Annotated in this window: 25 protein-coding genes and 2 pseudogenes; 14 read left to right on the top strand and 13 right to left on the bottom strand. The window is 58.6% G+C overall.

Going from position 1 to position 26,892, the window contains the following annotated elements; translation table 11 throughout:
* Positions 1-185 precede the first annotated feature (185 nt).
* From CXP40_RS01590 to CXP40_RS01575, 4 genes and pseudogenes are all read left to right on the top strand, one after another.
* Positions 186-650, top strand: coding sequence for a PA2169 family four-helix-bundle protein (locus CXP40_RS01590; RefSeq protein ID WP_106732304.1), 465 nt, complete (start codon positions 186-188; stop codon positions 648-650).
* Positions 651-734: 84 nt separating this feature from the next.
* Positions 735-1,169, top strand: a complete 435-nt coding sequence (locus tag CXP40_RS01585; RefSeq protein ID WP_106732303.1) for a DUF2383 domain-containing protein — start codon at positions 735-737, stop codon at positions 1,167-1,169.
* Between the two features lie 173 nt (positions 1,170-1,342).
* Positions 1,343-2,254: a bifunctional GNAT family N-acetyltransferase/nucleoside diphosphate kinase regulator gene (locus CXP40_RS01580; RefSeq protein WP_106732488.1), complete on the top strand. Its 912-nt coding sequence runs from the start codon at positions 1,343-1,345 to the stop codon at positions 2,252-2,254.
* Between the two features lie 1,520 nt (positions 2,255-3,774).
* Positions 3,775-3,864: pseudogene (locus CXP40_RS01575) on the top strand (transposase domain-containing protein); the annotation flags it as partial.
* Positions 3,865-3,968: 104 nt separating this feature from the next.
* On the opposite strand, the gene CXP40_RS01570 reads toward CXP40_RS01575, so the two are convergent.
* On the bottom strand, positions 3,969-4,241 hold the full coding sequence (locus CXP40_RS01570; protein ID WP_012018603.1) for a CopG family ribbon-helix-helix protein: 273 nt from the start codon (positions 4,239-4,241) through the stop codon (positions 3,969-3,971).
* A 995-nt stretch (positions 4,242-5,236) separates the two neighbouring features.
* Between CXP40_RS01570 and CXP40_RS01560 the strand changes: the two genes are divergently transcribed.
* The 5 genes from CXP40_RS01560 to CXP40_RS01540 all read left to right on the top strand — a co-directional run bounded on the left by CXP40_RS01560 (position 5,237) and on the right by CXP40_RS01540 (position 13,063).
* On the top strand, positions 5,237-6,499 hold the full coding sequence (locus CXP40_RS01560) for a TolC family protein (protein ID WP_106732301.1): 1,263 nt from the start codon (positions 5,237-5,239) through the stop codon (positions 6,497-6,499).
* A complete protein-coding gene (locus tag CXP40_RS01555) occupies positions 6,496-7,956 on the top strand; it encodes an efflux RND transporter periplasmic adaptor subunit (RefSeq protein ID WP_106732300.1) in 1,461 nt (486 codons plus the stop codon). The genes CXP40_RS01560 and CXP40_RS01555 overlap by 4 nt, the downstream gene beginning before the upstream one ends.
* Complete coding sequence (locus CXP40_RS01550; RefSeq protein WP_106732299.1) at positions 7,953-11,102, top strand: efflux RND transporter permease subunit; 3,150 nt, start codon at positions 7,953-7,955, stop codon at positions 11,100-11,102. Before CXP40_RS01555 ends, CXP40_RS01550 begins: the two co-directional genes overlap by 4 nt.
* Before the next feature lie 145 nt (positions 11,103-11,247).
* Positions 11,248-11,580 carry a DUF2790 domain-containing protein gene (locus CXP40_RS01545; RefSeq protein WP_106732298.1) on the top strand — a complete coding sequence of 111 codons (333 nt, stop codon included), beginning with the start codon at positions 11,248-11,250 and terminating at the stop codon, positions 11,578-11,580.
* Between the two features lie 157 nt (positions 11,581-11,737).
* Positions 11,738-13,063: an OprD family porin gene (locus CXP40_RS01540; protein ID WP_106732297.1), complete on the top strand. Its 1,326-nt coding sequence runs from the start codon at positions 11,738-11,740 to the stop codon at positions 13,061-13,063.
* Positions 13,064-13,166: 103 nt separating this feature from the next.
* Here the strand turns inward: CXP40_RS01540 and CXP40_RS01535 are convergent.
* The 3 genes and pseudogenes from CXP40_RS01535 to CXP40_RS01525 all read right to left on the bottom strand — a co-directional run.
* Positions 13,167-13,652: pseudogene (locus CXP40_RS01535) on the bottom strand (transposase family protein); the annotation flags it as partial.
* A gap of 21 nt (positions 13,653-13,673) precedes the next feature.
* Complete coding sequence (gene lspA / locus CXP40_RS01530) at positions 13,674-14,186, bottom strand: signal peptidase II (RefSeq protein WP_004863699.1); 513 nt, start codon at positions 14,184-14,186, stop codon at positions 13,674-13,676.
* Positions 14,187-14,189: 3 nt separating this feature from the next.
* Positions 14,190-15,086 (bottom strand): cation transporter, encoded by an 897-nt coding sequence (locus tag CXP40_RS01525; protein ID WP_004574643.1) that lies wholly within the window; start codon positions 15,084-15,086, stop codon positions 14,190-14,192.
* A 95-nt stretch (positions 15,087-15,181) separates the two neighbouring features.
* Here CXP40_RS01525 and cadR point away from each other — a divergent pair, with 95 nt between their 5' ends.
* Positions 15,182-15,589, top strand: coding sequence for a Cd(II)/Pb(II)-responsive transcriptional regulator (gene cadR, locus CXP40_RS01520; protein WP_037051462.1), 408 nt, complete (start codon positions 15,182-15,184; stop codon positions 15,587-15,589).
* Between the two features lie 152 nt (positions 15,590-15,741).
* Here the strand turns inward: cadR and CXP40_RS01515 are convergent, their stop codons facing one another.
* The 6 genes from CXP40_RS01515 to CXP40_RS01490 form a co-directional block, all read right to left on the bottom strand.
* A complete protein-coding gene (locus CXP40_RS01515; RefSeq protein WP_037051460.1) occupies positions 15,742-16,185 on the bottom strand; it encodes a DUF411 domain-containing protein in 444 nt (147 codons plus the stop codon).
* The gene (locus tag CXP40_RS01510) at positions 16,175-17,017 is read right to left on the bottom strand and encodes a cytochrome c (protein ID WP_003139525.1); all 843 of its coding nucleotides are present in this window, start codon (positions 17,015-17,017) and stop codon (positions 16,175-16,177) included. Before CXP40_RS01510 ends, CXP40_RS01515 begins: the two co-directional genes overlap by 11 nt.
* Positions 17,018-17,026: 9 nt before the next feature.
* Positions 17,027-18,118: a copper resistance protein B gene (locus CXP40_RS01505; RefSeq protein ID WP_024616827.1), complete on the bottom strand. Its 1,092-nt coding sequence runs from the start codon at positions 18,116-18,118 to the stop codon at positions 17,027-17,029.
* Entirely contained in the window at positions 18,108-18,419 is a 312-nt protein-coding gene (locus CXP40_RS01500) for a hypothetical protein (protein WP_106732296.1), read from the bottom strand. The genes CXP40_RS01505 and CXP40_RS01500 overlap by 11 nt, the downstream gene beginning before the upstream one ends.
* A 12-nt stretch (positions 18,420-18,431) precedes the next feature.
* Positions 18,432-20,282, bottom strand: a complete 1,851-nt coding sequence (locus tag CXP40_RS01495; RefSeq protein WP_106732295.1) for a copper resistance system multicopper oxidase — start codon at positions 20,280-20,282, stop codon at positions 18,432-18,434.
* Positions 20,283-20,470: 188 nt separating this feature from the next.
* Complete coding sequence (locus CXP40_RS01490) at positions 20,471-20,677, bottom strand: co-regulatory protein PtrA N-terminal domain-containing protein (RefSeq protein ID WP_003246751.1); 207 nt, start codon at positions 20,675-20,677, stop codon at positions 20,471-20,473.
* Between the two features lie 283 nt (positions 20,678-20,960).
* Between CXP40_RS01490 and CXP40_RS01485 the strand changes: the two genes are divergently transcribed.
* The 4 genes from CXP40_RS01485 to CXP40_RS01470 are packed head-to-tail and all read left to right on the top strand — an operon-like array spanning position 20,961 to position 23,258.
* Positions 20,961-21,221: a membrane protein gene (locus CXP40_RS01485; RefSeq protein ID WP_003246752.1), complete on the top strand. Its 261-nt coding sequence runs from the start codon at positions 20,961-20,963 to the stop codon at positions 21,219-21,221.
* A gap of 44 nt (positions 21,222-21,265) precedes the next feature.
* A complete protein-coding gene (locus CXP40_RS01480) occupies positions 21,266-22,102 on the top strand; it encodes a DUF692 domain-containing protein (protein ID WP_004374664.1) in 837 nt (278 codons plus the stop codon).
* Positions 22,099-22,893: a DNA-binding domain-containing protein gene (locus CXP40_RS01475; RefSeq protein ID WP_003246754.1), complete on the top strand. Its 795-nt coding sequence runs from the start codon at positions 22,099-22,101 to the stop codon at positions 22,891-22,893. Before CXP40_RS01480 ends, CXP40_RS01475 begins: the two co-directional genes overlap by 4 nt.
* 50 nt (positions 22,894-22,943) lie before the next feature.
* Positions 22,944-23,258, top strand: coding sequence for a hypothetical protein (locus CXP40_RS01470; protein ID WP_004374672.1), 315 nt, complete (start codon positions 22,944-22,946; stop codon positions 23,256-23,258).
* 19 nt (positions 23,259-23,277) lie between these two features.
* On the opposite strand, the gene CXP40_RS01465 is transcribed toward CXP40_RS01470, so the two are convergent.
* The 3 genes from CXP40_RS01465 to CXP40_RS01455 form a co-directional block, all read right to left on the bottom strand.
* Positions 23,278-23,478 (bottom strand): heavy-metal-associated domain-containing protein, encoded by a 201-nt coding sequence (locus CXP40_RS01465; RefSeq protein WP_003246756.1) that lies wholly within the window; start codon positions 23,476-23,478, stop codon positions 23,278-23,280.
* Positions 23,479-23,575: 97 nt separating this feature from the next.
* Entirely contained in the window at positions 23,576-25,003 is a 1,428-nt protein-coding gene (locus CXP40_RS01460; RefSeq protein WP_033725463.1) for a UvrD-helicase domain-containing protein, read from the bottom strand.
* Positions 24,993-26,720 carry an ATP-dependent endonuclease gene (locus CXP40_RS01455; RefSeq protein ID WP_013715609.1) on the bottom strand — a complete coding sequence of 576 codons (1,728 nt, stop codon included), beginning with the start codon at positions 26,718-26,720 and terminating at the stop codon, positions 24,993-24,995. Before CXP40_RS01455 ends, CXP40_RS01460 begins: the two co-directional genes overlap by 11 nt.
* Positions 26,721-26,892 lie beyond the last annotated feature (172 nt).

The following is a 26,892-nucleotide window of genomic DNA, read 5'->3' as shown; positions in this document are numbered from 1 at the left end:
CGCGAAGACGCCCTCGGCATGCGGGCCGAGGTATCAACTGATGCGTGCATACCTGAAGCCGGCTCAGCTTGCCGCTTGGAATATTCCCTGAACGATCAGCGCAGCCTGCACGTCGGAATCCATGTAGGCCCCAAGACGGGACATACCACCAAGCAATGGCCGTTTAGCCGGCCCGGAGACGACACATGGATCTCACCGACGACCGTAAAGACCTGGTACGCACCCTCAACAAGCTGATCGAGACCAGCAAGGACGGCGAGGCCGGCTTCAAGGTCTGCGCCGAAGACGTCAAACGCCCCGACATGAAGCAACTGTTCTCGCAACGCTCGCGGCAATGCGCCGAAGCGGCGGAAGAGCTGCAACGAGCCGTCCTGGAATTGGGCGGCGAACCTGAGGACAGCACCAGCGTGGGGGCAGACCTGCATCGCCGCTGGGTCGACCTGAAATCACTGGTCACCGGCAAGGATGAAGAGGCCATTCTCAACGAGGCCGAACGCGGCGAAGACGTGGCCAAGGAGCGCTACAGCGAGGCGCTGACCAAGAATCTGCCACCGCAAATCCGCAGTCTGGTCGAGCGTCAGTACCAGGGCGTGCTGCGCAATCATGATGAAGTGCGCGCGCTGCGCAACGTCGAGCGTGCAAGAAGCTGATTGCTCCTGCTTGTGCCGGGCGTGCGCATTGCGCGCACCCGGCGTCAGTTCTTTGCATTCGAGCACGCAGGGGAGGAGTAGTGCATGCCGACGTTGGACAAGACCATCGCCCAGCTTAACCACCTTCTACTGACGTGCCACGACGCCAGCTTGAGCTATCGACGTCTTGCAGGCAGCACGAGTGAATCCGAACAGCAGCGGCTATTCGCTGAGCGCGAACGGCAATGCTTGGTCTTGAGGGACTGCCTGCGCAATCAGATCGTTACCTATGGCGGCCGACCGGCATCGCACCCAAGCCTGTTCGGCGTGCTTCGCCATACCTGGAACAGCTTGAGCGCTTCGCTGTTGCCTGAGCGCGGCCGCGCCCGTTTGCGCGCGGCACTGCACACCGAAAAACAAATTCGCCATGGTTTCGAGCAAGTGCTCGCGGAGCAGCTGTCACCACAGTTCCGTCAGCTGTTGCAGGAGCACAGCAGCCGCAGTGTGGAATTCGAAAGAGTCATACGCACGCAGCTGTAGCGGCAACTGCAGGAGAGGGCGGTTCGGCCTGTTGTGCAGGCTGTCGAAGAGAAAAGTGCGCAGACGGTTCGGCGTTACTCGCGTTATGGCTTAAAGTAACCGGTCGCCGAAAGAACCGTCATGGCCATAGCCATGAAGGGCTTTCATTCTTTACATATAAGTGTGTGGTGAAGATGAACAAGCCTTTCATTTCGCTGTGCCCTGAAATTACTCGGGCACATGCGCTGACGCTGATGGAGTGGTTGCAGGATGAGCGCGTAACCTGCTACCTGAGCGACTCGCGTCATGTTTCCCGTTCCATCGCGGAAGTCATCGATCGGACGCAGTTGCCGATCCTGACCCATCTGTTCAACCGGGGCGGCCGTTTCTTTATGGCCTATGACCGACATGACGAACCTGTGGGCTTTGTCCGTCTGGTCAAGACCGGCCGGGAGTGCGAGATCGTCCTGGTCATCGGAGACAGTAACAAATGGGGCCGAAACCTCGGCGCCCGTACGATTCGCGAAGGCATGAAACTGGCTTTTCTCGACATGCGCGCCGAGAAGCTCATCGCCAAGATCCACCCGGACAACGTGCGCTCGCTGAAAGCTTTTGTGCGCAGCGGTTTTATGCTCGAGAACGAAACGCCGACAGTGAAATCGTTTTCCATGACGGCGGGATGTTATCGCCAGTTCCTGCGCGAAAGTGCCGGTACCGACGTTACAGGAATCCAAATCACTGAAATCGACAAGGCCAGGCTCGAGAACCTAATCGCACTCGAGGAGGGGCCGGCCATTGTCGAGCTTGAACATGAGCTCGAGCGTGCTGTCGTCGTCAAGCCAGAGGAAGTGGCACGCAATGTCGTCACGATGAACTCCAGGGCCTTGCTGCAACTGGACGACGGAGAGATCGAAGTGGCCTTGGTCTATCCCGAAGACGCCGACAGCCGCGCCGGTAAATATTCGGTGTGTTCCGATATCGGCGCGGCCATTCTCGGCTACCAGGAGGGAGACGCCATCGACTGGCGGATTTCCGATCGGACTCTCCGGATCGAGATCAGTAAAGTGCTTTATCAACCGGAAGCGGCGGGCGATTTCCACCTGTAATCGCTCCTTTGGCTCATCGTTACTTCATCAGGCATACATTTTTTGATGCCTGATGAGGGCGGACCATCTGTTCTGAAGGCCGTAGGGAATTAGACCTGAGAAGCGATTGAACTGGGATCGTTAAAAGCGGATCTCCAGGTGAGATGTCCATGTCACTCAATAGGTAATTTAACATAATATACATTATGCGAAGCCCAGGATGAAAAGACCTGCGGCAATGGCCGCGAGTGTGGGTGACTTTAAAAGACTGGAAGTCTGTCTTTTAAAGTGGAGACTCTTGAAAATCAATGCCATAGGGATCGGGTAGCTTGTAGCTTGCGCTGAAACGACGCAGATTGATTTTCAAAATTGGGAACGGGCTGACGCCTCTTTCCGAGGTCCAAAGTTCCGCACCGCGCCAGTAAAGCATGCATGCTCTGCAGCTACTGGAGCTAAGTAAATGGGTGGCGCCACCGGCGGCATCCCGATAAAAACGATAGCTGATTCCGCTTGCTGATGGTTGAGGTACGTCAAACTGCGGGCTACTGGCGGCCTGCCCCTGATGGAAACCGCTTCACGCCTAGGCAGTGGCGAAGTCTCCAACTTCCTCCACGCCTTCAAACGCTGGAATGGCGGCACGGCCTTAACTCTAGTCGACGCATGCACGCGTTCTGGCATCGGCAGCGCCCATAGTGTTATGCAGTTCGTCGAGGTGCTACAGCCGCGACTACGCCCCATGGCCATTGCCACTCTCAGAGCTCTGCGGGCTACATCTCTATGTGCAATCCGCCCCCGGCCGCCCATGAGCAACTGCGGGGCGCTTCCGGCATCAATCGGGCACCTTTCATTTCTCCGATTTTAAAGATCGAGCATCAATCCTAACTGGCTGTTTTGACGAATATTTTTAGTTAGCATCATGGGGTTTACAGGTTTTAAGAGACAAGGTCCGCGATAGAGCTGAGCGTTGCAATATCCGATAATCACCAGACCCGGATATTGCTCTAAACTGATCCAGAAGCGCTGATTTAGATGCATTCTTTCAGGTCGATCCCCCCATGCCGCAACACCCACAGCCACTTTTCGAGACTTTCGCTCGTTTCCACGAGCTTAACTTTCTTCACCTCAATTGCGAGCTTCCGGTGGTCCGGGATTTCCTTCTCGACTTCGATGATGGAATCCTTGTATGTAAGCGCCCGGTGAACACACCTTCTGAACTCCAGTATTAAGGGTGATGGTGGCCACCCATCTTTTACCGGACGCGATCACCCTTATCGCCAGGATTCCCATGCGCCAACGAAGCTCCTATCCAAAAACCTTCAAGGCCCAGGTCGCGCAGGAATGCCGGCAACCGGTGGGCCACAGTTTCCGGCGTCGCCATCAGCCACGGCATCAACGCCAACGTGATCCGCAAGTGGCTGCCGATTTACCTCGACCGCCCCTCGGCCTGCCGGCATTCGTGCCGGTACAAGCGACTGCCGGGCGGCCGGCTGAAGAAGCGGCGGTGATCACATTGCCGCTGGGTGACACATCATAACGGTCAAGCGATCATGAGCCTGATCCAGTCGGCACGCATGAGCGAGCATGATCCGTACGCGTACCTCAACGATGTACTGACGCGGTTGCCGACGTAGAAGGCCAGTGAGATTGAGCACCTGTTGCCGCATCAATGGATGCCGGGCTGACCTGCGCAAGACGTATTCCCCGTACGCTTACTGGTCACCTACTCAAATGACCTTCAGCGAGGCACCGGCAGCGGTGTATTGCTGCTAAGGCTGTCGGCCCAGGCCTGAACTGCTTGGTGATCGATCACGCGGCCTGCGTCCACATCGGCCAGGGCCGCTCGGGTCAGGCGGCCGCGCTCTTCTTCCTGATCAATCCATGTGGCCAAGGCTTGCTTGAGAATCCAGTCCGTGGAGCGGCCCAGATGTGCGGCCATCTGATCGACTCTCTCAGCTAGCTGTACTGGGACGTGAGCCGTGATAACCCGGGTTTCGATTGGGCAGATCATGATGGGCTACTCCTACGCAACGAAGGGCTGCGGACTGTCGTCCATTATGACTGGCCATTTCGTTACTGCCGAGCCGAAAGCAGTCTCGCCAACCAGATGTCTTTGCCGGATGGTTACCCCTGTATGCAGTATCTAAGTGACACATGCATACAGCAACTGATCGGCTTCTTAGGCAGCGCCGAGCGCTCTAGAACCGGGTTTATAGTCGATTATAGAGTGATTATAGAACAATTATAGAATTCGCTTTTGGTGCCTGATTGGGTATGCCCGAAGCAGGCAGCTCCTGCACCTCGGCTAACCACAGATGTTTGACTAGGACCCAAGCACCTAGGGGCTCGACTTAACGGCTAGCGAGGCCGGTCTTGTGCTAGCGCGCCGAATGGGTGGTGCGAACCCTACGAGCTGAGAAATCCGGTTAAACGGAGCTACCAGTTGAGCCCGATACCCTGCATGACACTCTGTTTGATCCAAATCAACGAAGCACTGTTATTGTCAAAACGAGCGTTCATGCCCCGGGGCAATCTGCTATCGTCGCCCTATCGCCCCGCCTGGTGAATTGCTGTGCGTCGGATTGGATTGATCCTGGTAATGATTGCTAGCCTCGTGCTGCCGAGCTTCGGCGGTACGGCTTTCAGCATGCCTGCACAACCTTGCCCGATGCAGAGCGCCGATCATCAGGGTCATGCAATGGCCGATGCTCCGTGCTGCGAGCAAATGGATAAGTCTGATGGGATGGCCAGTAAGTCCCCCTGCAAATCCGGCCAGGAATGCAAGACCGGAGGACTTCTCCAGGCCACCGTTATCAAGAGCATATCCCCTCTTCCCTCACGCCCCGAGATATTGCTGACCCAGTCGGTGATTAAGCGGGAGCCCGCAGGACTCTGGCGCCCTCCTCGCTTCGTCTAATGCAGTGATCTTCGCGCCTTTAAACCAGGCGCATCGTCGCGACCACGCTTTTGGTGGCGACCTCGATCAATCGCATTGGAGGCGAAAGCATGCCCGCTTTCCTTTTCCTACACCGTGGCTATCTCGGTGTGTTTGCTGCCGCATTCTTGGCAGTTCCCTGGGTTGCTGCACAGGCGCAGCCCCTAACCTTCGAACGAGCGCAGGCACTCGCCGAACAGCGCGCACCTGAGAACCTGGCACGACAAGCACAGGTCGCCTCGGCACAGCAGGCCGTAGGTCCCGCAGACGCCCTGCCCGATCCCAAGCTGATTCTCGGCATCGACAACCTGCCCATCGAGGGGCCTGATCGTTACACCCTGAATCGGGATTCGATGACCATGCGCCGCATTGGGCTCATGCAAGAGGTTCCCAATGGCGACAAACGCCAGGCCCGCCGTCAGTTGGCCGAGGCCTCCGTTGTCCGGGCCGAGGCCGAGCAGCGCGCCATGCAGCTTGAGGTCAAACGCCAGACGGCATTGAGCTGGTTGGATGTGTACTACGCCGAGCACAGCGTTGTTCTATTCGATCAACTGGACCGCCAAATCGAGCTGCTCCGCTCGACGGTGCAATCGCTGATCGCCGGCGGCAGCGCTCAGCCTGGCGAACTGCTGCTGGCCGACCAGGAGGCTTTGGCATTGCAAGATCGGCGGGATGAACTGAATCGCGACGTGGCGATTGCTCGGGCCAAGCTGCGCCGCTGGATAGGCAACGAAGCCGATCAGCTTCTGGCGGGAGATGCCCCTAGCCTGAGCTTGGACGCCCCCCATCTGCAGCACCGATTGGCTCAGCATCCCGACTTGCGTGCCGCATCTGCCCGGGTTGGCGAGGCCAGCGCAGAGTTGAATGAGGCTGTAGCCGAGAAGACACCTGACTGGGGCGTAGAGTTTGCCTACAACAACCGCGACAACCAGTTCGGCGACATGGTGATGGTGCAGTTCACCTTCGACCTGCCGTTGTTCGTCGGCACGCGTCAGGGCCCCAAGATCAACGCCAAGCAACAGAGCGTGTCGCAGATGGAGGCCGAGCAGGAAGTGCTGCTGCGCGCCCATCAGGCTGAGTTGGAAAGCGGCCTTGCCGAGTTGGAGCAACTACGCAGAGCTCTGGCACGTACCGAGAAAACCTTGATCCCTCTGGCGAGCAAACGAGCCGACCTCGAATTGGCCGCCTATCAGGCCGGCAACAGTCAGCTGGCATCCGTCATCACCGCCCAGCGCGAGCTGATCGAGGCTCAGCTGCGACAGATCGAACAGCAGCGCAAGCTGAGCCAGCTCTCCGCGAGCTTGTACTACGCCTATGTGGAGGGCCTGCAATGAAGATTTCAGCATTAGGTTTTTCCGCGGCCTTGCTGACCATGGGCATTGCCGTGGCAGGGGGTGGCTACTGGCTGGCCGAGAGGCCGGCCAACCATGAGGTGATGCCACCCCCCGCACCGACGGATGAGCGCAAAGTGCTCTACTGGTATGACCCGATGCAACCTGAGCAGCGCTTCGATAAACCGGGCAAGTCCCCCTTCATGGATATGGAGCTTGTCCCCAAGTACGCAGATGCAGGGCAGGACTCCTCGACCCTGAGCGTGCCCTCGCAAGCCGTGCAAAACCTCGGGATGCGCACCGCGCCAGTAACTCGCGGTGTGCTGCCTTCGGGTATCGAGGCCGTCGGTTCCCTGGCCTATAACCAGCGCGAGGTGGCGAACCTGCAGGCCCGAGCGGGTGGGTTCGTCGAACGGGTCTACGGACACGCCCCTGGCGATGTATTGCCCGCCGGTACGCCCCTCGTCGACCTGCTGATTCCCGAATGGTCTGCCGCCCAGCTGGAGTTCCTGGCTGTGTTGCGTACTGCTGACACACGCTTGATAAGTGCGACCCAGGAGCGCCTGCGCCTGCTGGGCATGCCTCAATCGTTGGTCGAGCAGGTTCGTCGCAGCGGCCAGCCACGGGCGGTTCAGACCATCACCACGCCCATCGCCGGCGAGCTGCAGGCATTGGACGTGCGTACCGGGATGACCGTGGCAGCCGGCCAGGACCTGGCGCGGATCAACGGGCTGTCCACTGTCTGGCTCGACGCCGCAATCCCCGAAGACCAAGCTGGAGCGGTTCAGCTTGGCGCGAGCATCACCGCCACCCTGACCGCCTTCCCAGAACAGCCTCTGCAAGGTCGTGTCGTTGCCCTGCTACCGAGTGCCGACCCGCAGACGCGTACGCTCACGGTACGCAGCGAGCTCGCCAATCCCGCCGGTAAATTGCGTCCCGGCATGTTCGCCGCCGTGCGCCTGAACAGCACCGTCGAACAGCCCGCGCTACTGGTCCCGAGTGAAGCCGTGATTCGCACCGGTAAGCGTGCGCTGGTGATGCTGGCCGAAGCCGATGGGCGCTACCGCCCCCTGGAGATCACTTTGGGCCGCGAGGCCGATGGGCGCCTGGAGGTGTTGTCCGGTCTTGAGGAAGGACAGTCGGTCGTTACCTCAGGCCAGTTCCTGATCGACTCGGAGGCCAGCCTCCAGGGTGTCGTGGCCAGCCATGCCAAGCAGGACAATGCAAAGAAACTCCATGAGTCCCATGGCGTGATTCGTGCCCTGGACGCCGAGGAGGTCACCCTGGAGCACGGTCCATTCGAGAGCCTGAACATGCCCGGCATGACCATGGCATTTCCGCTGGCCAGCCCTGAAGTAGCTGCGGGACTCAAGCCTGGGGATCACGTACGCATCGGTGCTCGTCAGACGGACTCTGGCTTGGAAGTAGAGCGGCTCGACAAGCAAGGAGAGCTGCCATGATCGCGCGCCTGATTCACTGGTCGATAGGCAACCGCTTCCTGGTGCTGCTGGCGACCCTGTTCATCACCGCTTTAGGGATCTGGTCGTTGCGCAACACGCCAGTGGACGCTTTGCCGGATCTCTCAGACACCCAGGTCATCATCAGAACCAGCTTTCCCGGCCAGGCGCCGCAGATAGTCGAGAACCAGGTGACCTATCCGCTGGCCACCACCATGCTCTCGGTTCCGGGGGCGAAGACGGTGCGCGGCTACTCGTTCTTCGGCGACTCCTTCGTCTACGTGCTGTTCGAGGACGACACCGATCTCTACTGGGCGCGCTCGCGCGTGCTGGAGTACCTCAACCAGGCCCAGGATCGCCTGCCCGAGGGCGTCACCACCACTCTGGGCCCGGATGCCACCGGCGTGGGCTGGATCTATCAGTACGCCTTGGTCGACCGCAGCGGCCAGCATGACCTGTCCCAGCTGCGGGCGCTGCAGGACTGGTTTCTCAAGTACGAGCTCAAGAGCCTGCCCAACGTGGCCGAGGTGGCCACCCTCGGCGGCATGGTCAAGCAGTACCAAGTGCTGCTCGATCCGCAGAAGTTGGTGGCTTACGGGGTAACTCAGCAGGAGGTCGAAGCGGCGCTGAAGAGCGCTAACCAGGAAACCGGCGGCGCCATCTTGGAGCTGGCGGAGCGCGAGTACATGGTGCGGGCCTCGGGCTATTTGGAGAGCCTGGATGATTTTCGCAATGTGCCGCTGCGGGCTTCGGCAAGCGGAATTCCGGTGCTGCTAGGCCAGGTGGCCACCATTCAACTGGGGCCAGAGATGCGTCGCGGTATCGCCGAATTGGACGGCCAGGGTGAAGTGGTCGGTGGCGTGGTCATCCTGCGCTCCGGCAAGAATGCCCGGGACACCATCGCTGCCGTGAAGACCAAGCTGGACAGCCTGAAAGCCAGCCTGCCCACCGGCGTCGAAGTGGTCACTACCTATGACCGTTCGCAACTGATCGACCGTGCCATCGACAACCTCAGCTACAAGCTGCTGGAAGAGTTCGTGGTGGTTGCCTTGGTTTGCCTGATCTTTCTCTGGCACCTGCGTTCGTCGCTGGTGGCGATCATCACCCTGCCCCTGGGCATCCTGATGGCCTTCATCGTCATGCGCTACCAGGGCGTCAATGCCAACATCATGTCGCTCGGCGGGATCGCCATCGCCATCGGCGCCATGGTCGATGCCGCCGTGGTGATGATCGAGAACGCGCACAAGCACATCGAGGCCTGGAAGGCTCGGCACCCCAATGAGCCGCTCCAAGGCGAGGCGCACTGGCGAGTGATCGGCGAAGCCGCAGCCGAAGTCGGACCGGCACTCTTCTTCAGCCTGCTGATCATCACCCTATCGTTCCTCCCGGTATTTACCCTGGAGGCCCAGGAAGGGCGCCTGTTCGGCCCTCTGGCCTTCACCAAGACCTATGCCATGGCCGCCGCCGCCGGCCTCTCGGTCACCCTGGTACCGGTGCTGATGGGCTACTGGATTCGTGGGCATATCCCCAGCGAACAGCAAAACCCCTTGAACCGCTGGCTGATCGGCGCATACCGGCCGGTGCTGGAGTGGGTGCTGGCCTGGCCCAAGGTGACCTTGGCGCTGGCCGTGCTGGTCTTTGTGTCCAGTCTGTGGCCCCTCAGCAGACTCGGAGGAGAGTTCCTGCCGCCCATGGACGAAGGCGATCTGTTGTACATGCCTTCGGCCCTGCCCGGCTTGCCGGCGAGCAAGGCAACCCAGCTGCTGCAGCAAACCAACCGCATGATCCTCACGGTGCCGGAGGTGGCCCGGGTATTCGGCAAAGCCGGGCGAGCGGAGACAGCCACCGATCCGGCGCCGCTGGAAATGTTCGAGACCACCGTGCAGTTCAAGCCGCGCGAGCAATGGCGCGCGGGTATGACGCCGGAGAAGCTGATTGAGGAGCTGGATCGTGCGGTGAAAGTCCCAGGGCTGTCCAACATCTGGGTGCCGCCAATTCGCAACCGCATCGACATGCTGGCCACGGGGATCAAGAGCCCCATCGGCGTGAAGGTCTCCGGAACCTCCCTGGTCGATATCGAGCGCATTACTCGCGATATCGAGGTGGTGGCCAAAGATGTACCTGGGGTGAGCTCAGCGCTGGCAGAGCGCCTCACCGGCGGACGCTATGTGGATATCCAGATCGATCGCCTGGCCGCGGCACGCTACGGCCTGAGCATTGCCGACGTACAAGCGGTGGTATCGGGTGCCATTGGCGGCAGCAATATCGGCGAGACGGTCGAAGGATTGGCCCGCTTTCCGATTAACCTGCGCTATCCCAAGGAGTGGCGGGACAGTCCCCAGGCGCTAAGGCGTATGCCGATCCTCACCCCTGCCGGCCAGCAGATCACCTTGGGCACCGTCGCCCAGGTTAGCCTGACCGAAGGGCCACCGATGCTGCGCAGCGAGAACGGGCGCCTGTCCGGCTGGGTCTATGTCGATGTCCGTGGGCGCGACCTGGCATCGACCGTGCGTGAGCTGCAGCAACGCGTAGCTGAGCGGGTAAAACTCGACGCTGGCATGACCGTTTCTTACTCCGGTCAGTTCGAGTACCTGGAGCGCGCCAATGCGCGGTTGTCCTGGGTGGTGCCGGCGACCTTGTTGATTATCTTCGTGCTGCTCTACCTGACCTTCAGCCGCTTCAGCGAGGCCCTGCTGATCATGGCCACCCTGCCCTTCGCCCTGTCGGGGGGCATCTGGCTGCTCTATTGGTTCGGCTTCAACTTGTCGGTGGCCACTGGGGTCGGCTTCATTGCCCTGGCCGGCGTCTCAGCCGAGTTCGGGGTGATCATGCTCTTGTATCTGAGGAACGCCTGGCATGCTCGGCTGGACTCTGGACGCAGCGGTGATCCGGCCCTGCTTGAGGCCATTCGTGAGGGCGCGGTGCTGCGCGTGAGGCCTAAGGTGATGACGGTGGCCGTGATCATCGCCGGCCTGCTGCCGATCCTCTGGGGCGGCGGTGCCGGTTCCGAAGTGATGAAGCGCATCGCCGCGCCCATGGTCGGCGGCATGATTACCGCGCCGCTGATGTCCATGCTGGTTTTGCCGGCCGCCTACTGGCTGATGCGAAGGCAGCGTACACAGAAGGTTCGCGCACCACAGGAGATATAGCTTTACAAACCCGGGCAAGCCACGCGCCAAGCTGACTCGCCCGGGTAACGCGGCAGGAAGCATTACGGCGATGTAACTTTGACTTCATTTTTATGACAGGTTGAGCGGATATATTTTAATCACCACCTTGAAGGAGTGATTAAATATGAAAAGCCTCAAAGTTATTGCAGCCCTTGCCGTTATGGTTGTTTCCTCTGCCGCTCTGGCAGAAGGCGGCGCTGATCGTGTTTATGGTCGGATGATTCAGGCCAATGAGCAGGCCATGCAAGAGTATGCTGCCGCTAACGGAAAGAATCCGCCTGAAGTTATTCATTACCGCTACGGCATGAAGCTCGATATCGCCAGGGTCGTGGCCATTACCCCGACGGACTCTAGCTGCGGTGTGATGCCGGCCCAGATGACCTACGAGGACTCCAATGGCGATCTGAATATTCTTGAATACCGGGCAGCCGGGACAGGTTGCCGTAATCAAAACTAGATAAATGACATCGCGCTGACTGAAATGTAATTTCCAAGTCACCCTGACGTTATTTGGCATGTGGAAATATGACCAAGGCGTGCCTGGCTATGCCCGGCGCGCTTGGCACATATATGCGACCACACAATGACAACTGCCAATAACATCAGGAGCATTTATGAATAACAGAACCCTGTTAGGACTTTCTCTGCTCACTCTGAGCGTCAGTACCGGGCAAGCTGCAATGGCCGCCGGCGAGAAAGGCGAGGGATTTATCGAAGGCAGCAGCCTGACCATCCTCAATCGAAATCTCTACTTCAACCGTGACTTCCGCAAAGGCCAGTCCAGCAGCTCGGGTAATGGCTATTCGGAAGAGTGGGCGCATGGCGTGATAGGCCGATTCGAGTCTGGCTTCACCGAGGGCACCATAGGCTTCGGTGTCGATGCCTTTGCCATGCTAGGACTCAAACTTGACACCGGCGACGGCCGTTCAGGAGCCGGTGGCTCAGTCGATGTGCTGCCTTACAACAGCCTCGGGCAGGCTGAGGATAACTACTCCAAACTGGGTGGCGCGGTGAAAGCTCGGTTCATGGATACCGAGATCAAGGCAGGCGACGTCTTTCCCGTCAGCCCGGTCGTCCAATACGGTGATGCACGGCTTTTACCGGAGAGTTTCCGAGGTGTCACCGTGGTCAACAGCAGCGTGGAAGGACTGTCGCTTCAGGGCGGTCGCCTCCACTCGATGAGCCAACCCAATACCAGCAGCATGCGCGACGGCTTCGCTACCTTCTACGCGGGCGAAGTGGACTCGCCATGGATCGCCTATTTCGGTGGTGATTACACGCTTAATGACAACGTCGGCTTTAGTCTCTACACCAGCCGCCTCAAGGATGCCTGGAATCAATATTACGCGGGCACCACGCTGAGCTACCCGCTTGCGGACGATGTCGCCTTGATCGGCGGGCTGAACTACTACAAGGCGGTCGATGAAGGGAAGCAGCTCCTCGGGAGCTTCGATAACAACATCTGGAGCGGCAATGTCGGCATCCAATTCGGCGCTCACACAGTGCTGGTGGGTCTCCAGCGCAACAATGGCGATGATGACTTCGACTACTTGCGCCAATCGGACTCCATCTACCTCGACAACTCCATCCAGTACAGCGACTTCAACTCGCCGAAGGAGAAGTCATGGCAAGTGCGCTATGGCCTGGATATGGAGCCTTTCGGTGTGCCTGGATTGAGCTTCATGACTCGATATGCCCAGGGCTGGGATGCCGACTACAGCAACGCCAACGAAGTCTATATGCGCCGTGATGACAACGGCGATCCGTTGACCAACCAGAAGCGCTGGGAGCGGGACATCGAGGCCAAGTACGTTGTGCAGTCTGGGTCGTTGAAGGACATGTCCTTTCGCATTCGACAAGCCACGACTCGCGCCACCGACTTCGAGTCGGATCTGGATGAGTTCCGCTTCATTGTCGAATACCCGCTGGAAGTTCTCTAACCTCGGTGCGCGAGCGGGTTGATTGCCCGCTCGCGCCGTGGTCCTGCTGTCCCCTCGTAGTGCTCCTTTGGTTTGGAGACAGCCCTTGGCGCCCTCGGGCGCCTTTTTTACTTAGGTATAGCTCGTCAATGCCCAGGATGCGGGGCGTCTCGAAGCGGTGCCAGCGCCCCAGGAACTCGGCGCGGGCGTTGAAGATGTCGCGCACCGTCTTCTCGTCCAGGCCGGTCTGTGCCGCCACAAAGGTGTAGGGGTGGTTGAAGGATTCCTTCTCCACGTACTCATGCAGCCGCAGTGTCATACGGAATCCGTCCACCATCTCCGGTAGCTGGGGCCTGAATGTTGTCTTGCAGGCCCGGCAGGTGTATCGGCGGCGGACCACCCAGAGAGTGACCCGCTTGCCGTGGATGGGCAGATCACGATAGGGAACGTCACGCTTGCCGAACCGTACGAACTCACCCTGCACGCCGCATTCCTCGCAGGCGATGGGATCGGGCACGTCCACCTGGAAGTGCATTTCGTCGTCGGTTGATTTGCAGCCCAGTACTTGGTATTGCGGCAGGTGAAGGATGTTGTCGGGAAGTTCGGTCATGGTGTTGTATAGGCGTAGGTGTCAGTCAGATCCATCCGGCTCGGCATTGGTGTTTGCTTTTTTACCCAACAAGCTGCTGGAAACGAAAAGTAAGGCACCGAGGACAATTGCAATATCAGCCAGGTTGAAGGCCGGCCAATGCCAGTCTCGCCAATAGAAATCAAAGGAATCCACAACATAGCCGCGAAAGACCCGGTCAATCAGGTTGCCCATGGCGCCACCGAGGATAAGACTGTAAGCGATGGCTTCTCCTTTATGACGATTTTCAAGGATCAGCTTGATCAGAAAAATCGAGACCACTACCGCGATTCCGATAAAAAAGTAGCGCTGCCAGCCTCCACCATTCGCAAAAAGACTGAATGCGGCACCGGTGTTCCATAGGTGCACCCAGTTAAAGAACGGGGTCACCGAAACATACTCGCCATAGGCCATTGATTGCTGCACCAGCCACTTTACAGCCTGATCAGACGCTGCCAGCAGGCCCGATATGGACAATAGGGCATACGGCGAGAGCTTTTTGCCAATAATGAGCATTATTTAACCCTTCAACGCCAAAATGCGTCTGGCACCGTTAAGTACAATGCCCCCCGCGATGGTGCCGATAATCAGATCCGGATAATTGGAACCGGTCCACGCGACCAGGGCGCCGGCGGTGATGACCCCCAGGTTGATCACCACGTCGTTGGCCGAGAATATCCAGCTTGCCTTCATGTGCGCCCCGCCTTCCCGATGTTTGGATATGAGCAGCAGACAACTGGTATTGGCAATCAATGCGACGAATGCGATAGCCATCATCACCAGCGATTCAGGCTCACTACCGAATACAAAGCGTCTCACCACCTCTACGAGCACGCCCACAGCCAAGATCAGTTGCAGTACACCAGCAAGATGCGCGGCACGTACCTGCATTTTCACGCTATGTCCAACCGCATAAAGGGCAAGCCCGTACACCGCCGCATCGGCAAAATTGTCCAGGGATTCTCCAATCAGGCCGGTGGACTGGGCGATCAGACCGGCAGTCATTTCCACCACGAACAGAAGTGCATTGATGCCGAGCAACCAGCGCAGGGTCCCGGATTCTTGCTTAGCAGAAGCTGCCGAAAACTCGGCGGCCTTGATGGTCTCCGGATTTGCAGCGACGGTTTCCTGAAGCGAGGCGCCTAGCCCCAAGGTCTTCAGTTTCGAGGTGACGGGCTCGACCTCGCCGTCATGCACGACCTTCAGCCGGCGGTTCGACAAGTCGAAGGACAGCGCCCGAATCTCCTCAAAGCCGTTCAGGGCTAGGCGAATCATTCGTTCTTCTGATGGACAGTCCATCTTCGGCACGGCATAAACACTGACCCATCTCCCTGGCGCCTCGGAGGAGGCCTGTATATCGGTATCCGCTGCGGACGTTGCATCACCGCCACAGGCGCCACCACAGGATTTGCTCATGATACGACTCCACTTGAACAATGTTGTGGTACCACTTAAAACTATAAAGCTACTATAAGGTCAATAGAGTAAAGAATCCGTTGGGGAGGAGGCTGATGCGCATTGGTCAGTTGGCGCAGTTGGTAGGGGTCGAAACACAGACGATCCGCTTCTATGAACAGCAGGGCTTGTTGCCGCCGCCTGATCGGCAGGACAACGGTTACCGTGTCTATACCGAGAAGCATGGTGAGGGGCTGGCCTTCATCCGTCGCTGCAGAATCCTGGGCCTGTCACTGGCTGAGATTCACGAACTACAGAGCTATAAGGACGACCCTCATCAGCCTTGTACCGCCGTCAACGCCTTGCTCGATGATCACATCTCTCATGTGCGGTCGCAGATAACCGCTCTGCAAGCGCTTGAGAAACAACTAGTTTCACTGAGAGCGAGTTGCAACGATGACCGGGAAGTTGAGGCGTGTGGGGTTCTTGCTGGAATTAGCGAAGGAAACATGCACCAGCAGTAGGTGAAGCATCAACCAGATAATCCGATGAGATGCCGGTCTGTCTCACTCTCATGCAAAGGTAAGATCAACCATTTAATCCGCTTACCCGGTTAAAGGATGTATGAAAAAGAATCGGCCACTCTAGACGCAAGCAGCCGTGCGGGCAGGCAGTACTACTGGGTGGGATATTCTGCAACGACCTGATCGGCACCCGTCTTGGTCAAGCCAATGACCTGGTAGGCATGCTGTACACCATCGACTTCCATGCCGGGGGAGCCCGCCGGCATCCCGGGAACAGCGATGCCCACGAGATCATCGCGCTTGGTGAGTTCGATGACCTGGGCCGCCGGCACATGACCTTCGACGAACTTGCCGTCAATCACCGCGGTGTGGCAAGACGCCAATCGCGGCGCGACGCCCAGACTTTGCTTCACTGCTGTCATGTTGCTTTCGACATGGTCGACGACTTTGAAGCCATTCGCTTCGAGGTGTGAGATCCATTTTTTGCAACATCCGCAATTGGCATCACGATGGACATCAATCGTCAGGGCCTCAGCGGCTTGAACTGCAGATATGGCGGAGAGAGCGGCCAGCAGGGCCAGATACTTAGCTTTCATGTACGTGCTCTTTGCCATCGGCGTGGGTGTGGGTCTTGGGCGAGGCGTTCGGAGCCTGCTCGGCGTGATGATCACCTCCGTTGGACGACGCCTCATCTCCAGCATGGTGGTCATCGCCACTCATATCCGAATGGTGACCTGCCTTAGGTGCGGAGCCACCCTCGCTATCCGTAGCCGCGGCATCGTGATGACCAGGCTCTCCAGCATCACCTGATCCATGATGGTCATCGCCACCGCCACTATTGTCATGATGGCCAGGCTTGTTGTCGCCGTGCTGTCCTTCATGGTTATGCATCTGCGTTTCCCCACCACCGTGCTGATGGCCGCCACTGGATGCGACGAGTGTTTGGTATTGCTTGGCATCCATCGTCGGCAGTTGGTTGAGGAAGGCAACCATGCCCCAGATGTACTCGTCTCCCATGCTCTTGCCCCACGCAGGCATACCCGTTGCCTTGATGCCATGCTTGATCACCCAGAACGCTGCTGACGGATTGCCATCGACACCGATCTTGGCGAGGTTGGGGGGCGCAGGATAAAGCGATTGGCTTAGCTCGGTCTCCGCCACACCTGGCGCCAAATGACAGCCGATACACATGGAGTTGTAGTTGCCCGCACCGGCGCGAATAAGAGCTTGATCATCCAGGTTGGGAACCTCGATGTCCCGCGAACGGACTTCGATAGAGCGGTCACGGGCCATCGTGAGAAACGCATGCACTGCAGGAAAATGGGGATCGTCGGCCCCCACGTTGACCACGCCAAAGTAGGCGCCGGCCAGGACAGCTGTGCTACCGACCACGCCGGCCGCCACCAAAGTTTTAATTGTTCTTTTCATGTCAGGTTCTCAAAACCACATCCGGATACCGGCGACAAAACGCGCCTCGTCTACATCACCGCCCTCGTCGCGCACCATGTCTGCCGTGTTGCCATAGGAGCGGCTCCAGGAAACCCCGATATAGGGGGCAAACTGCCGGACAATCTCGTAACGCAGACGTAAACCGAGCTCGGTATTGGCCAACCCGGACCCCACACCTCGCTCAGGATCGTTCTTGCCGTAGAAGTTCATTTCGGCAGTTGGCTGGAGAATCAGCCGGTTGGTCAGCAGAATGTCGTACTCGCCCTCCAGTCGGGCAGCAGTTTGGCCATTCTCGCCGACGAAGGCCGTGGCTTCGGCCTCAAAGGCGTAAAGCGCCATGCCCTGGATACCGAAGGCGGCCCAAGTCTGCGGCGACTCCGGTTTGAAGTCCTGGCGGACGCCCGCGACGACATCCCACCAAGGGCCGATCGAGCGGCCGTACAGCAGCTGTAATTCAGCGTCCTCGGTAACGCCGTTGGTACGCTCGCCTTCGGAGCGGAACCAGACCCGGTTGATATCACCGCCTACCCAACCCGACGCATCCCAGGCCAGGGTGCTGCCCTCATCTGCGTCTTGGTATTCGAGCTGATCGAGCAGGAAAAAGCTGTTGATGGCGCTGTCATGCACCTTGTGGCCAGGCAGTGGCGGGAAAGCCGCTTGGCGATCAGCATCCGTCAGAACGGGAATCGGCGTACGACTGGTAGTTCTCGGGGCTTCAGCGGAGCCATGGTTCATCTTCGAATGATCCATGCCCTCCATCTGTCCCTGCATGGTGCCGTGTCCCATCTTGCTGTGGTCCATGGCTGGGGCCTTCTCTTGGCTCTGGCTGTGGCCCATCTGGCTATGGTCCATGCTGCCCGATTCGCTCTGCATGGCACCATGATCCATCTTGCTGTGATCCATGCCCTCCATCGGCGCTTTGGCGGAACCGTGGCCCATCTGGCTGTGGTCCATCGACATGGAGCCGTGCCCCATTGCCGAATGATCCATTTCTTCCGCAGCCTGGGTAACGCCGCCGCTGAGTGCACTCAGCGACACGACCAGCGCTATGAGGGACGGGCGTGAAAACCTAGTGGTCATGGTTCGAACCTGCTTCGGCTTCGGTGCCGCCATGCTTATCCATCATCTTCTCGTGCCCCATATCGTCATGGTTCATGCCCTCATGATCCATGGTGCCATGATCCATCTGCTGGCCAGCGGCCTTGCCTTTCGATTGATCTGCAGGCTTGTCACTGGCGTCGGGCGCAGCCGACTCGGCAGCATGTTGTTCGTGCTCGCTGTGCCCCTCACCTGCCAATGACGTCGGCGCGTGCAGAACAGCCAAAAGACTGAACATCGCTGCGCTGCCAAACAGGGCATTACGCTTCATAAAAGTACTCATCAGAAATCTCCTTTACTCATCCACACGGACTTCACGGAACATGCCCGTTTCCATGTGGAGCAACAGGTGGCAGTGATAGGCCCAACGCCCCAACGCATCGGCGGTCACCCGATAGCTGCGCTTGGAACCTGGCGGCATGTCGATGGTGTGTTTACGCACCAGGAAATTGCCGTTCGCATCCTCCAGATCACTCCACATGCCATGAAGATGGATCGGGTGAGTCATCATGGTGTCGTTGACCAGCGTGATGCGAACACGCTCGCCGTACTTGAGGCGCAGAGGCTCGGCGTCAGAGAACTTGATTCCATCGAAGGACCAGGAGAATTTCTCCATATGCCCGGTGAGGTGCAGCTCGATGGTGCGACTTGGCTCACGCCCGTCCGGATCAGGGAAGGTGCTGCGCAGGTCAGAGTACGTGAGGACGCGTCGGCCGTTGTCTCGCAAACCAATACCTGGGTCGTCCAACTTATGCGTTGGTGTCATGGTTTGCATATCGACCAGCGGGTTGTTGGTCTCTGAGGCTGGGTGTGCCTGCATGGCACCTGCCATGCCTGCCATGCCTGCCATGCCTGCCATGCCTGCCATGCCTGCCATGCCTGCCATGCCCGAATGATCCATTCCAGCCATCTGGCTGTGATCCATGCCGGCCATGCCACCCTGCATGCTCCCATGATCCATGCCCGCCATACTCCCGTGGTCCATTCCGGCCATGTTCCCGTGATCCATGCCGCCCATGCTGCCGTGATCCATACCCATGTCGCCCATGGCAATCAGCGGACGCGGGTCGGGGCTGGGTACCGGTGCACTCAACCCCTCCTGTACAGCAAGGGTGCCGCGCGCATAGCCAGTGCGATCCATGGATTGGGCAAACACGGTATAGGCCTGTTCGCTGTCTGGTTCGACTATCACGTCGTAGGTCTCGGCCACGGCGATACGGAACTCGTCGACGCTGACCGGTTTGACGTGCAGACCATCGGCCGCAACCACAGTCATCTTCAGGCCCGGGATGCGCACATCGAAATAGGTCATCGCCGAGGCGTTGATGAAGCGCAGGCGGATCTTTTCGCCCGGTTTGAATATGCCGGTCCAGTTGCCATCAGGTGCCTGGCCATTCATCAGGTAGGTGTAGGTGTAGCCACTGACGTCAGCGAGATCCGTCGGGCTCATCTTCATCTCGGCCCACATCTTGCGATCGGCTACCGCAGCGGACCACCCCATCTCGCTCACGTCATTGATGAAATCACCAACGGTGCGCTTGTGGTAGTTGTAGTAGTCCGACTGCTTTTTGAGCTTGGCCAGTACCCGCGCTGGATTTTCATCGGTCCAGTCGCTCAGCAGCACGACATAATCACGGTCGTAACTGAAGGGCTCGGGTTCCTTGGCGTCGATGACCAGCGCGCCGTATACGCCGACTTGCTCCTGGAGCCCCGAGTGGCTGTGATACCAGTAGGTGCCGTTCTGGTTGACCTTGAACTTGTACTCATACATGCCGTCGGGGGCGATGCCATGGAAGCTCAGGCCCGGAACGCCATCCATGTTCGCCGGCAGGATAATGCCGTGCCAGTGAATGGACGTGTCCTCCTTGAGGCGGTTGCGTACGCGCAACGTCACGGTCTCGCCCTCCCGCCAGCGCAGGATTGGGCCTGGCAGCGAGCCATTGATCGTCATGGCGGTACGCGCTGCGCCGGTGATGTTTACCGGAGTCTCTCCGATAAACAGGTCGAAATCGTTACCGCTCAGCACGTTCGGCTGACCTGGGCTGGTTACCGCCCAGACCGGCGTGCGCCACATGCCCATGCCGCCGAGAATACCGGCGGCGGCGAGGCCTTTGACGAAAGTACGTCTTGTGGTTTTGCTTTGCATGCCGTTATGTCCAATCCGTCAGATGAGCCGGTGATATGCATCCGGTCTCGGGTTCATTGACTGCTCCAGTGTCGGGAGATTTGATCTTCAAGCCTTGCGTGCTGCGCAAGTCCCCCCGACACCAAGCAGTATAAAACTGCCATATCTCAACCATCCGGGTGATTACATTTCTGTAAGGTTGAAGGGGCTCAGCAGTTGGCGTGTTCCGCCTGTTTGGCTTGGCTGCCGGCGACGGGAGCTCCATCCTTCTGCTGCTTGGCCAGCTGATACGCTTCCAGCGAGACCTGACGGGCCTGCTCCATGCGTGCAAACGTGCGATCGGCACCGCCTTCGGCCATCGCCAGAGTGGAAGCACTCAGGGCAGCAACTACAAACAGGGTTTTGATCGATTTCATTTCGTGAATCCTCGTAAGTTTAGAAGCCCCCGTAACTAGTGGGGGCGAGCCTTAAGCTCGCTGTTACGTTAACCACGAAGCCCTGTCAGCAACCTGATCTGAACATTACAGTTCTGTCAGGTTGCTATTTCTTTCTTGTAGGCCCTCCTGAAGGCTCGGTACTGTCTTCTTGCCCGAGAAGCCTTGCGGATTCCATGGGCCTGCTCGGCAGCAATGCCTGAGCTAACTCGCTCATTCGCACCGACGGATCGCGACCATCAAACAATCAAGAGAAATAGCCACTATGTCGAACAAATCCAACGTAGCTACCGGTGCCGCCCTGGCTCTGGTAGCCGCCAGCCTGTTCTCCACCCTGCCCGTCCAGGCGGCCCAGGACACCAAAGCAGCAGAAGTGAAATGCTTCGGGGTCAATGGTTGCAAAGGGCAGAACGACTGCATGACCGCGAAAAACGACTGCAAAGGCCAAGGCGAATGCAAAGGCCAGGGGTTCAAGTTGATGACCCAGGCCAAATGTGACGAAGCCGGTGGCAAAACCAGCGAATAAGGCGGTTCAGGGGAGTGCATGCCACTCCCCTGCTGGAGTCTCGAATGAGTAAGCGCAAAACTCTGGGTTTCGGTCTTGGCCTTCGTAACGAGTATTACCGGCAGATCCTGGAGGAACGGCCTGCGGTCGACTGGTTCGAGATCATTTCCGAGAATTACCTGGTGGAGGGCGGCAAGGCTCTCTACTTCCTTGATGCGATCGGCGAGCACTACCCCCTGGTGATGCACGGAGTATCTCTTTCGATTGGCGGCTCACATGCCTTGGACATAGACTACCTACGACAGCTCAAGCAGCTGGCGGATCGGGTGCAGCCTCAGTGGGTGTCTGATCACCTGTGCTGGAGTCGAGGCAACGCCCATCAACTTCACGATCTGCTACCGCTGCCGTTTACCCAGGAGAGCCTGCTGCATGTCGCGGCCCGGGTGCGCTTGGTGCAGGATGTTTTGGAACGTCCCATCGTGCTGGAGAACGTTTCCTCCTACGTGCAGTGGACAACATCCAGCATGAGCGAGTCTCAGTTCCTCTCGGAGCTCAGTTACCTGACCGGGTGCGAGCTGCTTCTCGACGTGAACAACGTCTACGTCAGTTCGCGCAACCAGGGTTTCGACCCTTGGCAGTTCATCATGGAATTGCCGCACGAGCGGATTCGGCAAATTCACCTGGCCGGGCACAGCGATTACGGGCAGTACCTCATCGACACCCATGACCAGCCCATCGCTGATCCGGTTTGGTCTCTCTACAGCAAGACTTTGAGCTACTTGGGCCCGACATCGACCTTGATCGAGCGGGATGACCAGTTTCCGCCGCTGGAAGAGCTGTTGTCCGAATTAGCACATGCCCGTGCTATCGCCAAATCTGTGATATCGGGGGCCACCCCTTGAGCCTGATCGCCCTACAGACTGCATTTGAAACTTACCTGACAGGTGACAGTGCCCTGCCCTCCAACGAGCTTTTGGAGCAGATCCGAGGTAGCACAGCGCTGAGTGCTCTCGAAGGCCTGCAGATCTACCACAACGCTTACCGTTCGCGCCTGCTTGCGGTCTTGCGAGAAGACTTCCCTGCCCTGCTTCACTGGATCGGCAACGAATCATTCGAGCAGCTCGCACTGGCCTACTTGGCCGCCTGGCCACCACGACATTTCAGCATTCGCTGGCTGGGCGAGAAGCTGCCCGAGTTCATTAGCAGCTACGTCGAAGAACCCCAACTATCGCCGATGCGCGAACTCGCGGAACTGGAATGGGCCTTTACACTGGCCTTCGACGCTCAGGATGTCGAAGCGCTTTCGCTGGAGACCATGAGTGATTTTTCGGCTGAAGACTGGATTTCACTCAGGGTTTCCCTGACTGCATCTGCCCGGTGGTTGCAGCTGCAGTACAACACGCTGGAGTTGTGGAAAGCCGCCAAGTCCGGCAGCTTGCTGCCTGATGTTACCCGCCTGCCAACGAACCTAGCCTGTCTTGTTTGGCGTCATGAACTCGTCTGCCAGTACCGGAGCCTGGAGCCAGCGGAGGCTTCGGCATTGCAGTTTCTCATCGAGGGCGGATCGTTCGCTGAACTCTGCGAGTCGTTGAGCGCCACGCATGGCGAGCAAGCTCCCTTGCAAGCCGCGACCTGGTTGAAGTTGTGGGTCAACGACGGTTTGCTAAAGCGCGGCCAGCTATTACACGAATGACCCGGAACCTTTAGGCTAGCGCTCTCTCTTTGGCCACTCCGAGCGCTTCTATGACTCACCGCATCATTCATTTCAAACAGCAAGCCTTGCTTGACCCGGAGACCTATCAGGCAATGCTGGCCGACGGCGTTGGTCACTGGGAGCGGCTTGCAGGAGAAGTCGTCGGCATAGAAGACGAAAAAAGCCACGAGTTCGCTGCATTGAAAAGCCTGTTCAAGCGCAAGCGGTACTCCTATGACACGCTGGAAATGCGCGAGCCAGGCGATCACTCAAACTGGCTTCGCGGCCGAGATGGTTCAGAAGGTATGACCAACGAGGTCACCAGTATCCCAGGGCTAAAAGAGCTCTCAGAACTGGAGATTTAGTGGGATAGCAGGTCAGCGCTCAAGCGCTGACCTGGGCCGAATAGCCAAGCTCCTGGATGAGTTCGCGGATCGATTCGGCACTTTCTGTGCTCTCAACGGTGACCTTGCCGGCCGCTCGATCCACTTCTACTCGTGCATCCTGATCCAGAGCTTGAATGGCCTTCGTGATTTTGCTCACGCAACTGCCACAGCCCATCCCCGCAACACTCAGACTAAACATGTCTTTCACCTCATTTCGTCCGCGGCTCAAGTTACCGCACGGACAGCATCGACCTTGACACGATGGCAAGGTCAAGCCCGTAAGCGCTACAAAAGGATCAGCCGTTTACCACGGGCGTAAGGATGGGAGTTGGTGAACACACCACGACATGCCTTGCGCCCCTCGTCAGTGCGACGTATAGATTCTGGGGGGTCATAAGCTCAGGATGCAGGACAACCGAGACATCCGCCTCCAGCCCCTTGAGAAGTAATGTGCTGCCTACAGAGCGTCTTGCGATCGGTCGGGCAAGGTGTCTATTGCGCTCTCGCGCTTGAATGGCTGCACTCAGAAAGTCGGCAGCACCTCCCACCACCGCTTGCATTGCAGACCGGCAGCAGTACAGAACCTCCGGTCGGTATACACGTGCCCCGTGCTGCTCAGCGAGCGTATCGATCACACGGAGCGCTTGCCCCAATGTTGGCGCTGCTACGAAATCGATCGCCGCAGCCTCGGCCGCGGTCGGAGGCGTTCGGGCCCTTCCTGCACGCAGCGACTCCACGCGCGTTCGCAGGTTTGCTGCACCTACCCCCGTCATTACGCTGGAAGCAAACTCCACAAGTTGTGCCAGAGCATTGGCACCCTGCAAGTCAAAGTTCCTGGCGAAGTTGACGAGATCTCTCAGGTCGACGGCTTCTACGGCCATGGCACCGGGTGTCTGGCTCGTGAGCTGATGGCGACCTTGCACGTTGATGGAGTCCCCGATGATGAGGACGCTACCCTGAGCGTTGGGAGCTTCGGTTCTCGCGGCCACCAGTCGCTGCTGAACTTCGGTTCCGGCGTTTAGCTGCACCCAACGCACTTCTGCTGGAGCCGTGCGCAGATCCACCGGCTGACCAGCTTGAAGTTGTTGCCTTATGGCGAGCAGCCACTGCCCGAGGTTCTCAGCTCCAGCCAGCCGCCAGCGCCACGGTATCCTCAACTCTCCCGCTGCGGGAAACAGGGGTTGCACCTCATTCGCCCAATGCACCAGTCGATTGCCACGGAAGCTGAATATGGCTTGCATCGGGTCACCGAGCACGCAGGTCGGAAGCACCTGGGCCAAACCAGACACGATGGCGTGCTGGACGACGTTGCAGTCTTGGTACTCGTCGACAAGCAACCGTGCATAGGTGGCGCGAAGGGGCTGAGCGAGGTGACCGGCCTGCAACAACTGCATGGCGGCCTCCCGAATTGCCGGGTAGTCAGTATTGGGTTGATGCAGCTGTAGGATCTGCGGGTTATGGCCGCTTCGCGCTGGGAACTTAGCGATCAGGCGCATCGAGAATCCGTCAATGGTGGAGACTCGATATGCGGAGTTAGGAACACCGGCTCGTCTCAGGCGCGCCCGTAAGGCCGCAACGCCGGCGTTCGTATGTGTCAAGACGAGGATGGGTTTGCTCTGCGTATGCGCGATGAGCGTCTCGGCAATCAATTGCGTTTTTCCACAACCTGCGGGGGCCGTTATGGAGCCACGCTCGATAGCGAAAAGATCAATCTCAGGGGGCACTTGTAAACGTCCAGAGCTGATTCGTGACTGCCATGAAGCCCGGTTCGGCGTTCTGTAAAGACGGACCGACGATGTCCCTTGCAACCTCCTGATAGGTTGTCAGCGACTTGAACCAGCCGCTGTTGCGGATACGGGATGCGGTTCCCAGCAGCTCTCGTCTCTCAGGTGAGTACCCATCCACGAGTCGCTTGGCTCGGATATCGTTCAGCGTCACGCGGCCTTGGGACTTCGTCTGAATGTGTGCGTTCATCAGCTCTGCACCCACTATTGTTTCGGCTTTCGCCAGAAGTGCATCGAGTGCTTGCTCACTGAGATGGCGGAAGATCTCGTCCTCCAACGTGAGGCCTGGTCGCCATGTAAGAATTTGCCCGCCGGCGGCCAAGAATGCTTCAGCGAGCCCCGCGGTCGAAGGCTTGTCGGCATCTACAAAAACCATCACGCGGTAACCCAAGTTCAGAAGTGCTGTTCCCCGGATAAGACTGTTATCGGGGCTTCCCCCGCCGGCGTCCACATACGCGCCGCCATGGGCCAGGAATGAGGTAGCGCCAAGACTGACCCACCATTGGTCAAGGCCACGCGCGAAGCCAACCTCGCTGGCCCCCTCGCAAACGATGATGGATTTGGCGAGGAATGCTTCGGGGTCCTTCCGAAGGGTACTTTGTACCTCGTTGGCTTCCCCAGCTGGCATAACACTGTGGCGCTGAGGTGCTGACCGAACAACGAATAACTGGCTGCCGGACAGCTCGCGCAGCGCGACCGGCGAGTGCGTCGTCATGAACACTTGCAACGGAGCGGCAGCGTCCTTTGCACCCAGCGAGTCCAGGAATCGCATGAGCCGATGAGGTTCAAGCCCGTATTCCACCTCATCAACCAGGGCAATTGGCGCGGCGCTGGCCGCAGCCCTTTGAAGCCCTGCCACTAGCAAGCGTGACGAGCCCGTGCCAAGGGAGCGCAGCGGAATACCTGTTTCACTGTGCAGCGCGATCGCCCCCTCGCCAATCGACACAGAATGTGCGTCAAGGAGCGCCTGAGGCATAGCCCCGACCGAAACGCCAAGATGCTGTGCTGTGCGTTGCACGACCTCAAGCGTCTGGGTCAGATGTTCGGCTGCTTGATTGCCAAAGTTCGCTCTTGCTTGCCTAGCGGCGCGCGCCAGTTCAGCACCAAGCTCGGCGCGCTCATCGGTAAGTCGATTGAGCACTGAGCCACGACTCCACGACAAGTTCGAACTCGCAAAGCTGCCGATACGGGCGGGTGCTAGTGCCGCTCGTTCCTTCCAGGGAAGAGTGCGTTCGAGTTGCTGCTGCTCCGCACGCTCAGAAAAAAGTGTCCAGGTAGGTTCCAAATCGGCACCAACTTGCAGGAGCAAGGTGATAACGGTCTCCAGCCCCGCTCGCGGTTCGTCTTCGACTTCTCCCGTTCCTGGATTGAATCCACGCAAGAACTCGCCGTAAACATCGATATCCATCAGCGATACCGGCAAATCGCCAAGCGTCACACTGATGGTGATGGGTGTTTCGACGTTCAGAGCGAAGAAGTCCATGTCGCCGAACGTGCCGCCCCGGCGGGCACCGACGCAAAGGTCAATCGCATCTAGAATGCTGGACTTTCCACTATCGCCAGGACCTATGAGGCAGTTAATTCCTGGGGCCGGCACCCAGTCGAGCGCCTGGATAGATCGGAAGTTGCTGATAATCAGTCTGCGAATGCGGGCCACGGAGAGTCCTCATGGGTTAACGACGACCAGTCTCCTACCCGCAGCGGCAACAGTCCATCGAACGTCACCTCGTCACTATGTGTTGCGACAGATAGGTCGGACCGGAAACTACCGTACGGCATTTTCCGGTCAGATGCGCTTCTGAATAATCACCTGGTCGGTGGTATGGAAG

This window comes from Pseudomonas sp. YY-1 (assembly GCF_002843095.1).
Lineage (GTDB): Bacteria > Pseudomonadota > Gammaproteobacteria > Pseudomonadales > Pseudomonadaceae > Aquipseudomonas > Aquipseudomonas sediminis_A.
This window is presented reverse-complemented; position numbering and strand designations above follow the sequence as displayed.

What these genes read in the sequence shown, in the direction of transcription:
- CXP40_RS01480 (WP_004374664.1), top strand. Translation starts at nt 21,266, where the DNA reads ATGAGTAAGCGCAAAACTCTGGGTTTCGGTCTTGGCCTTCGTAACGAG.
- CXP40_RS01500 (WP_106732296.1), bottom strand. Translation starts at nt 18,419, where the DNA reads ATGAGTACTTTTATGAAGCGTAATGCCCTGTTTGGCAGCGCAGCGATG.
- CXP40_RS01560 (WP_106732301.1), top strand. Translation starts at nt 5,237, where the DNA reads ATGCCCGCTTTCCTTTTCCTACACCGTGGCTATCTCGGTGTGTTTGCT.
- CXP40_RS01590 (WP_106732304.1), top strand. Translation starts at nt 186, where the DNA reads ATGGATCTCACCGACGACCGTAAAGACCTGGTACGCACCCTCAACAAG.
- CXP40_RS01580 (WP_106732488.1), top strand. Translation starts at nt 1,343, where the DNA reads ATGAACAAGCCTTTCATTTCGCTGTGCCCTGAAATTACTCGGGCACAT.
- CXP40_RS01550 (WP_106732299.1), top strand. Translation starts at nt 7,953, where the DNA reads ATGATCGCGCGCCTGATTCACTGGTCGATAGGCAACCGCTTCCTGGTG.
- CXP40_RS01525 (WP_004574643.1), bottom strand. Translation starts at nt 15,086, where the DNA reads ATGAGCAAATCCTGTGGTGGCGCCTGTGGCGGTGATGCAACGTCCGCA.
- lspA (WP_004863699.1), bottom strand. Translation starts at nt 14,186, where the DNA reads ATGCTCATTATTGGCAAAAAGCTCTCGCCGTATGCCCTATTGTCCATA.
- CXP40_RS01505 (WP_024616827.1), bottom strand. Translation starts at nt 18,118, where the DNA reads ATGACCACTAGGTTTTCACGCCCGTCCCTCATAGCGCTGGTCGTGTCG.
- CXP40_RS01465 (WP_003246756.1), bottom strand. Translation starts at nt 23,478, where the DNA reads ATGTTTAGTCTGAGTGTTGCGGGGATGGGCTGTGGCAGTTGCGTGAGC.
- CXP40_RS01570 (WP_012018603.1), bottom strand. Translation starts at nt 4,241, where the DNA reads ATGATCTGCCCAATCGAAACCCGGGTTATCACGGCTCACGTCCCAGTA.
- CXP40_RS01490 (WP_003246751.1), bottom strand. Translation starts at nt 20,677, where the DNA reads ATGAAATCGATCAAAACCCTGTTTGTAGTTGCTGCCCTGAGTGCTTCC.
- CXP40_RS01470 (WP_004374672.1), top strand. Translation starts at nt 22,944, where the DNA reads ATGACTCACCGCATCATTCATTTCAAACAGCAAGCCTTGCTTGACCCG.
- CXP40_RS01495 (WP_106732295.1), bottom strand. Translation starts at nt 20,282, where the DNA reads ATGCAAAGCAAAACCACAAGACGTACTTTCGTCAAAGGCCTCGCCGCC.
- CXP40_RS01540 (WP_106732297.1), top strand. Translation starts at nt 11,738, where the DNA reads ATGAATAACAGAACCCTGTTAGGACTTTCTCTGCTCACTCTGAGCGTC.
- CXP40_RS01545 (WP_106732298.1), top strand. Translation starts at nt 11,248, where the DNA reads ATGAAAAGCCTCAAAGTTATTGCAGCCCTTGCCGTTATGGTTGTTTCC.
- CXP40_RS01585 (WP_106732303.1), top strand. Translation starts at nt 735, where the DNA reads ATGCCGACGTTGGACAAGACCATCGCCCAGCTTAACCACCTTCTACTG.
- CXP40_RS01485 (WP_003246752.1), top strand. Translation starts at nt 20,961, where the DNA reads ATGTCGAACAAATCCAACGTAGCTACCGGTGCCGCCCTGGCTCTGGTA.
- CXP40_RS01555 (WP_106732300.1), top strand. Translation starts at nt 6,496, where the DNA reads ATGAAGATTTCAGCATTAGGTTTTTCCGCGGCCTTGCTGACCATGGGC.
- cadR (WP_037051462.1), top strand. Translation starts at nt 15,182, where the DNA reads ATGCGCATTGGTCAGTTGGCGCAGTTGGTAGGGGTCGAAACACAGACG.
- CXP40_RS01510 (WP_003139525.1), bottom strand. Translation starts at nt 17,017, where the DNA reads ATGAAAAGAACAATTAAAACTTTGGTGGCGGCCGGCGTGGTCGGTAGC.
- CXP40_RS01515 (WP_037051460.1), bottom strand. Translation starts at nt 16,185, where the DNA reads ATGAAAGCTAAGTATCTGGCCCTGCTGGCCGCTCTCTCCGCCATATCT.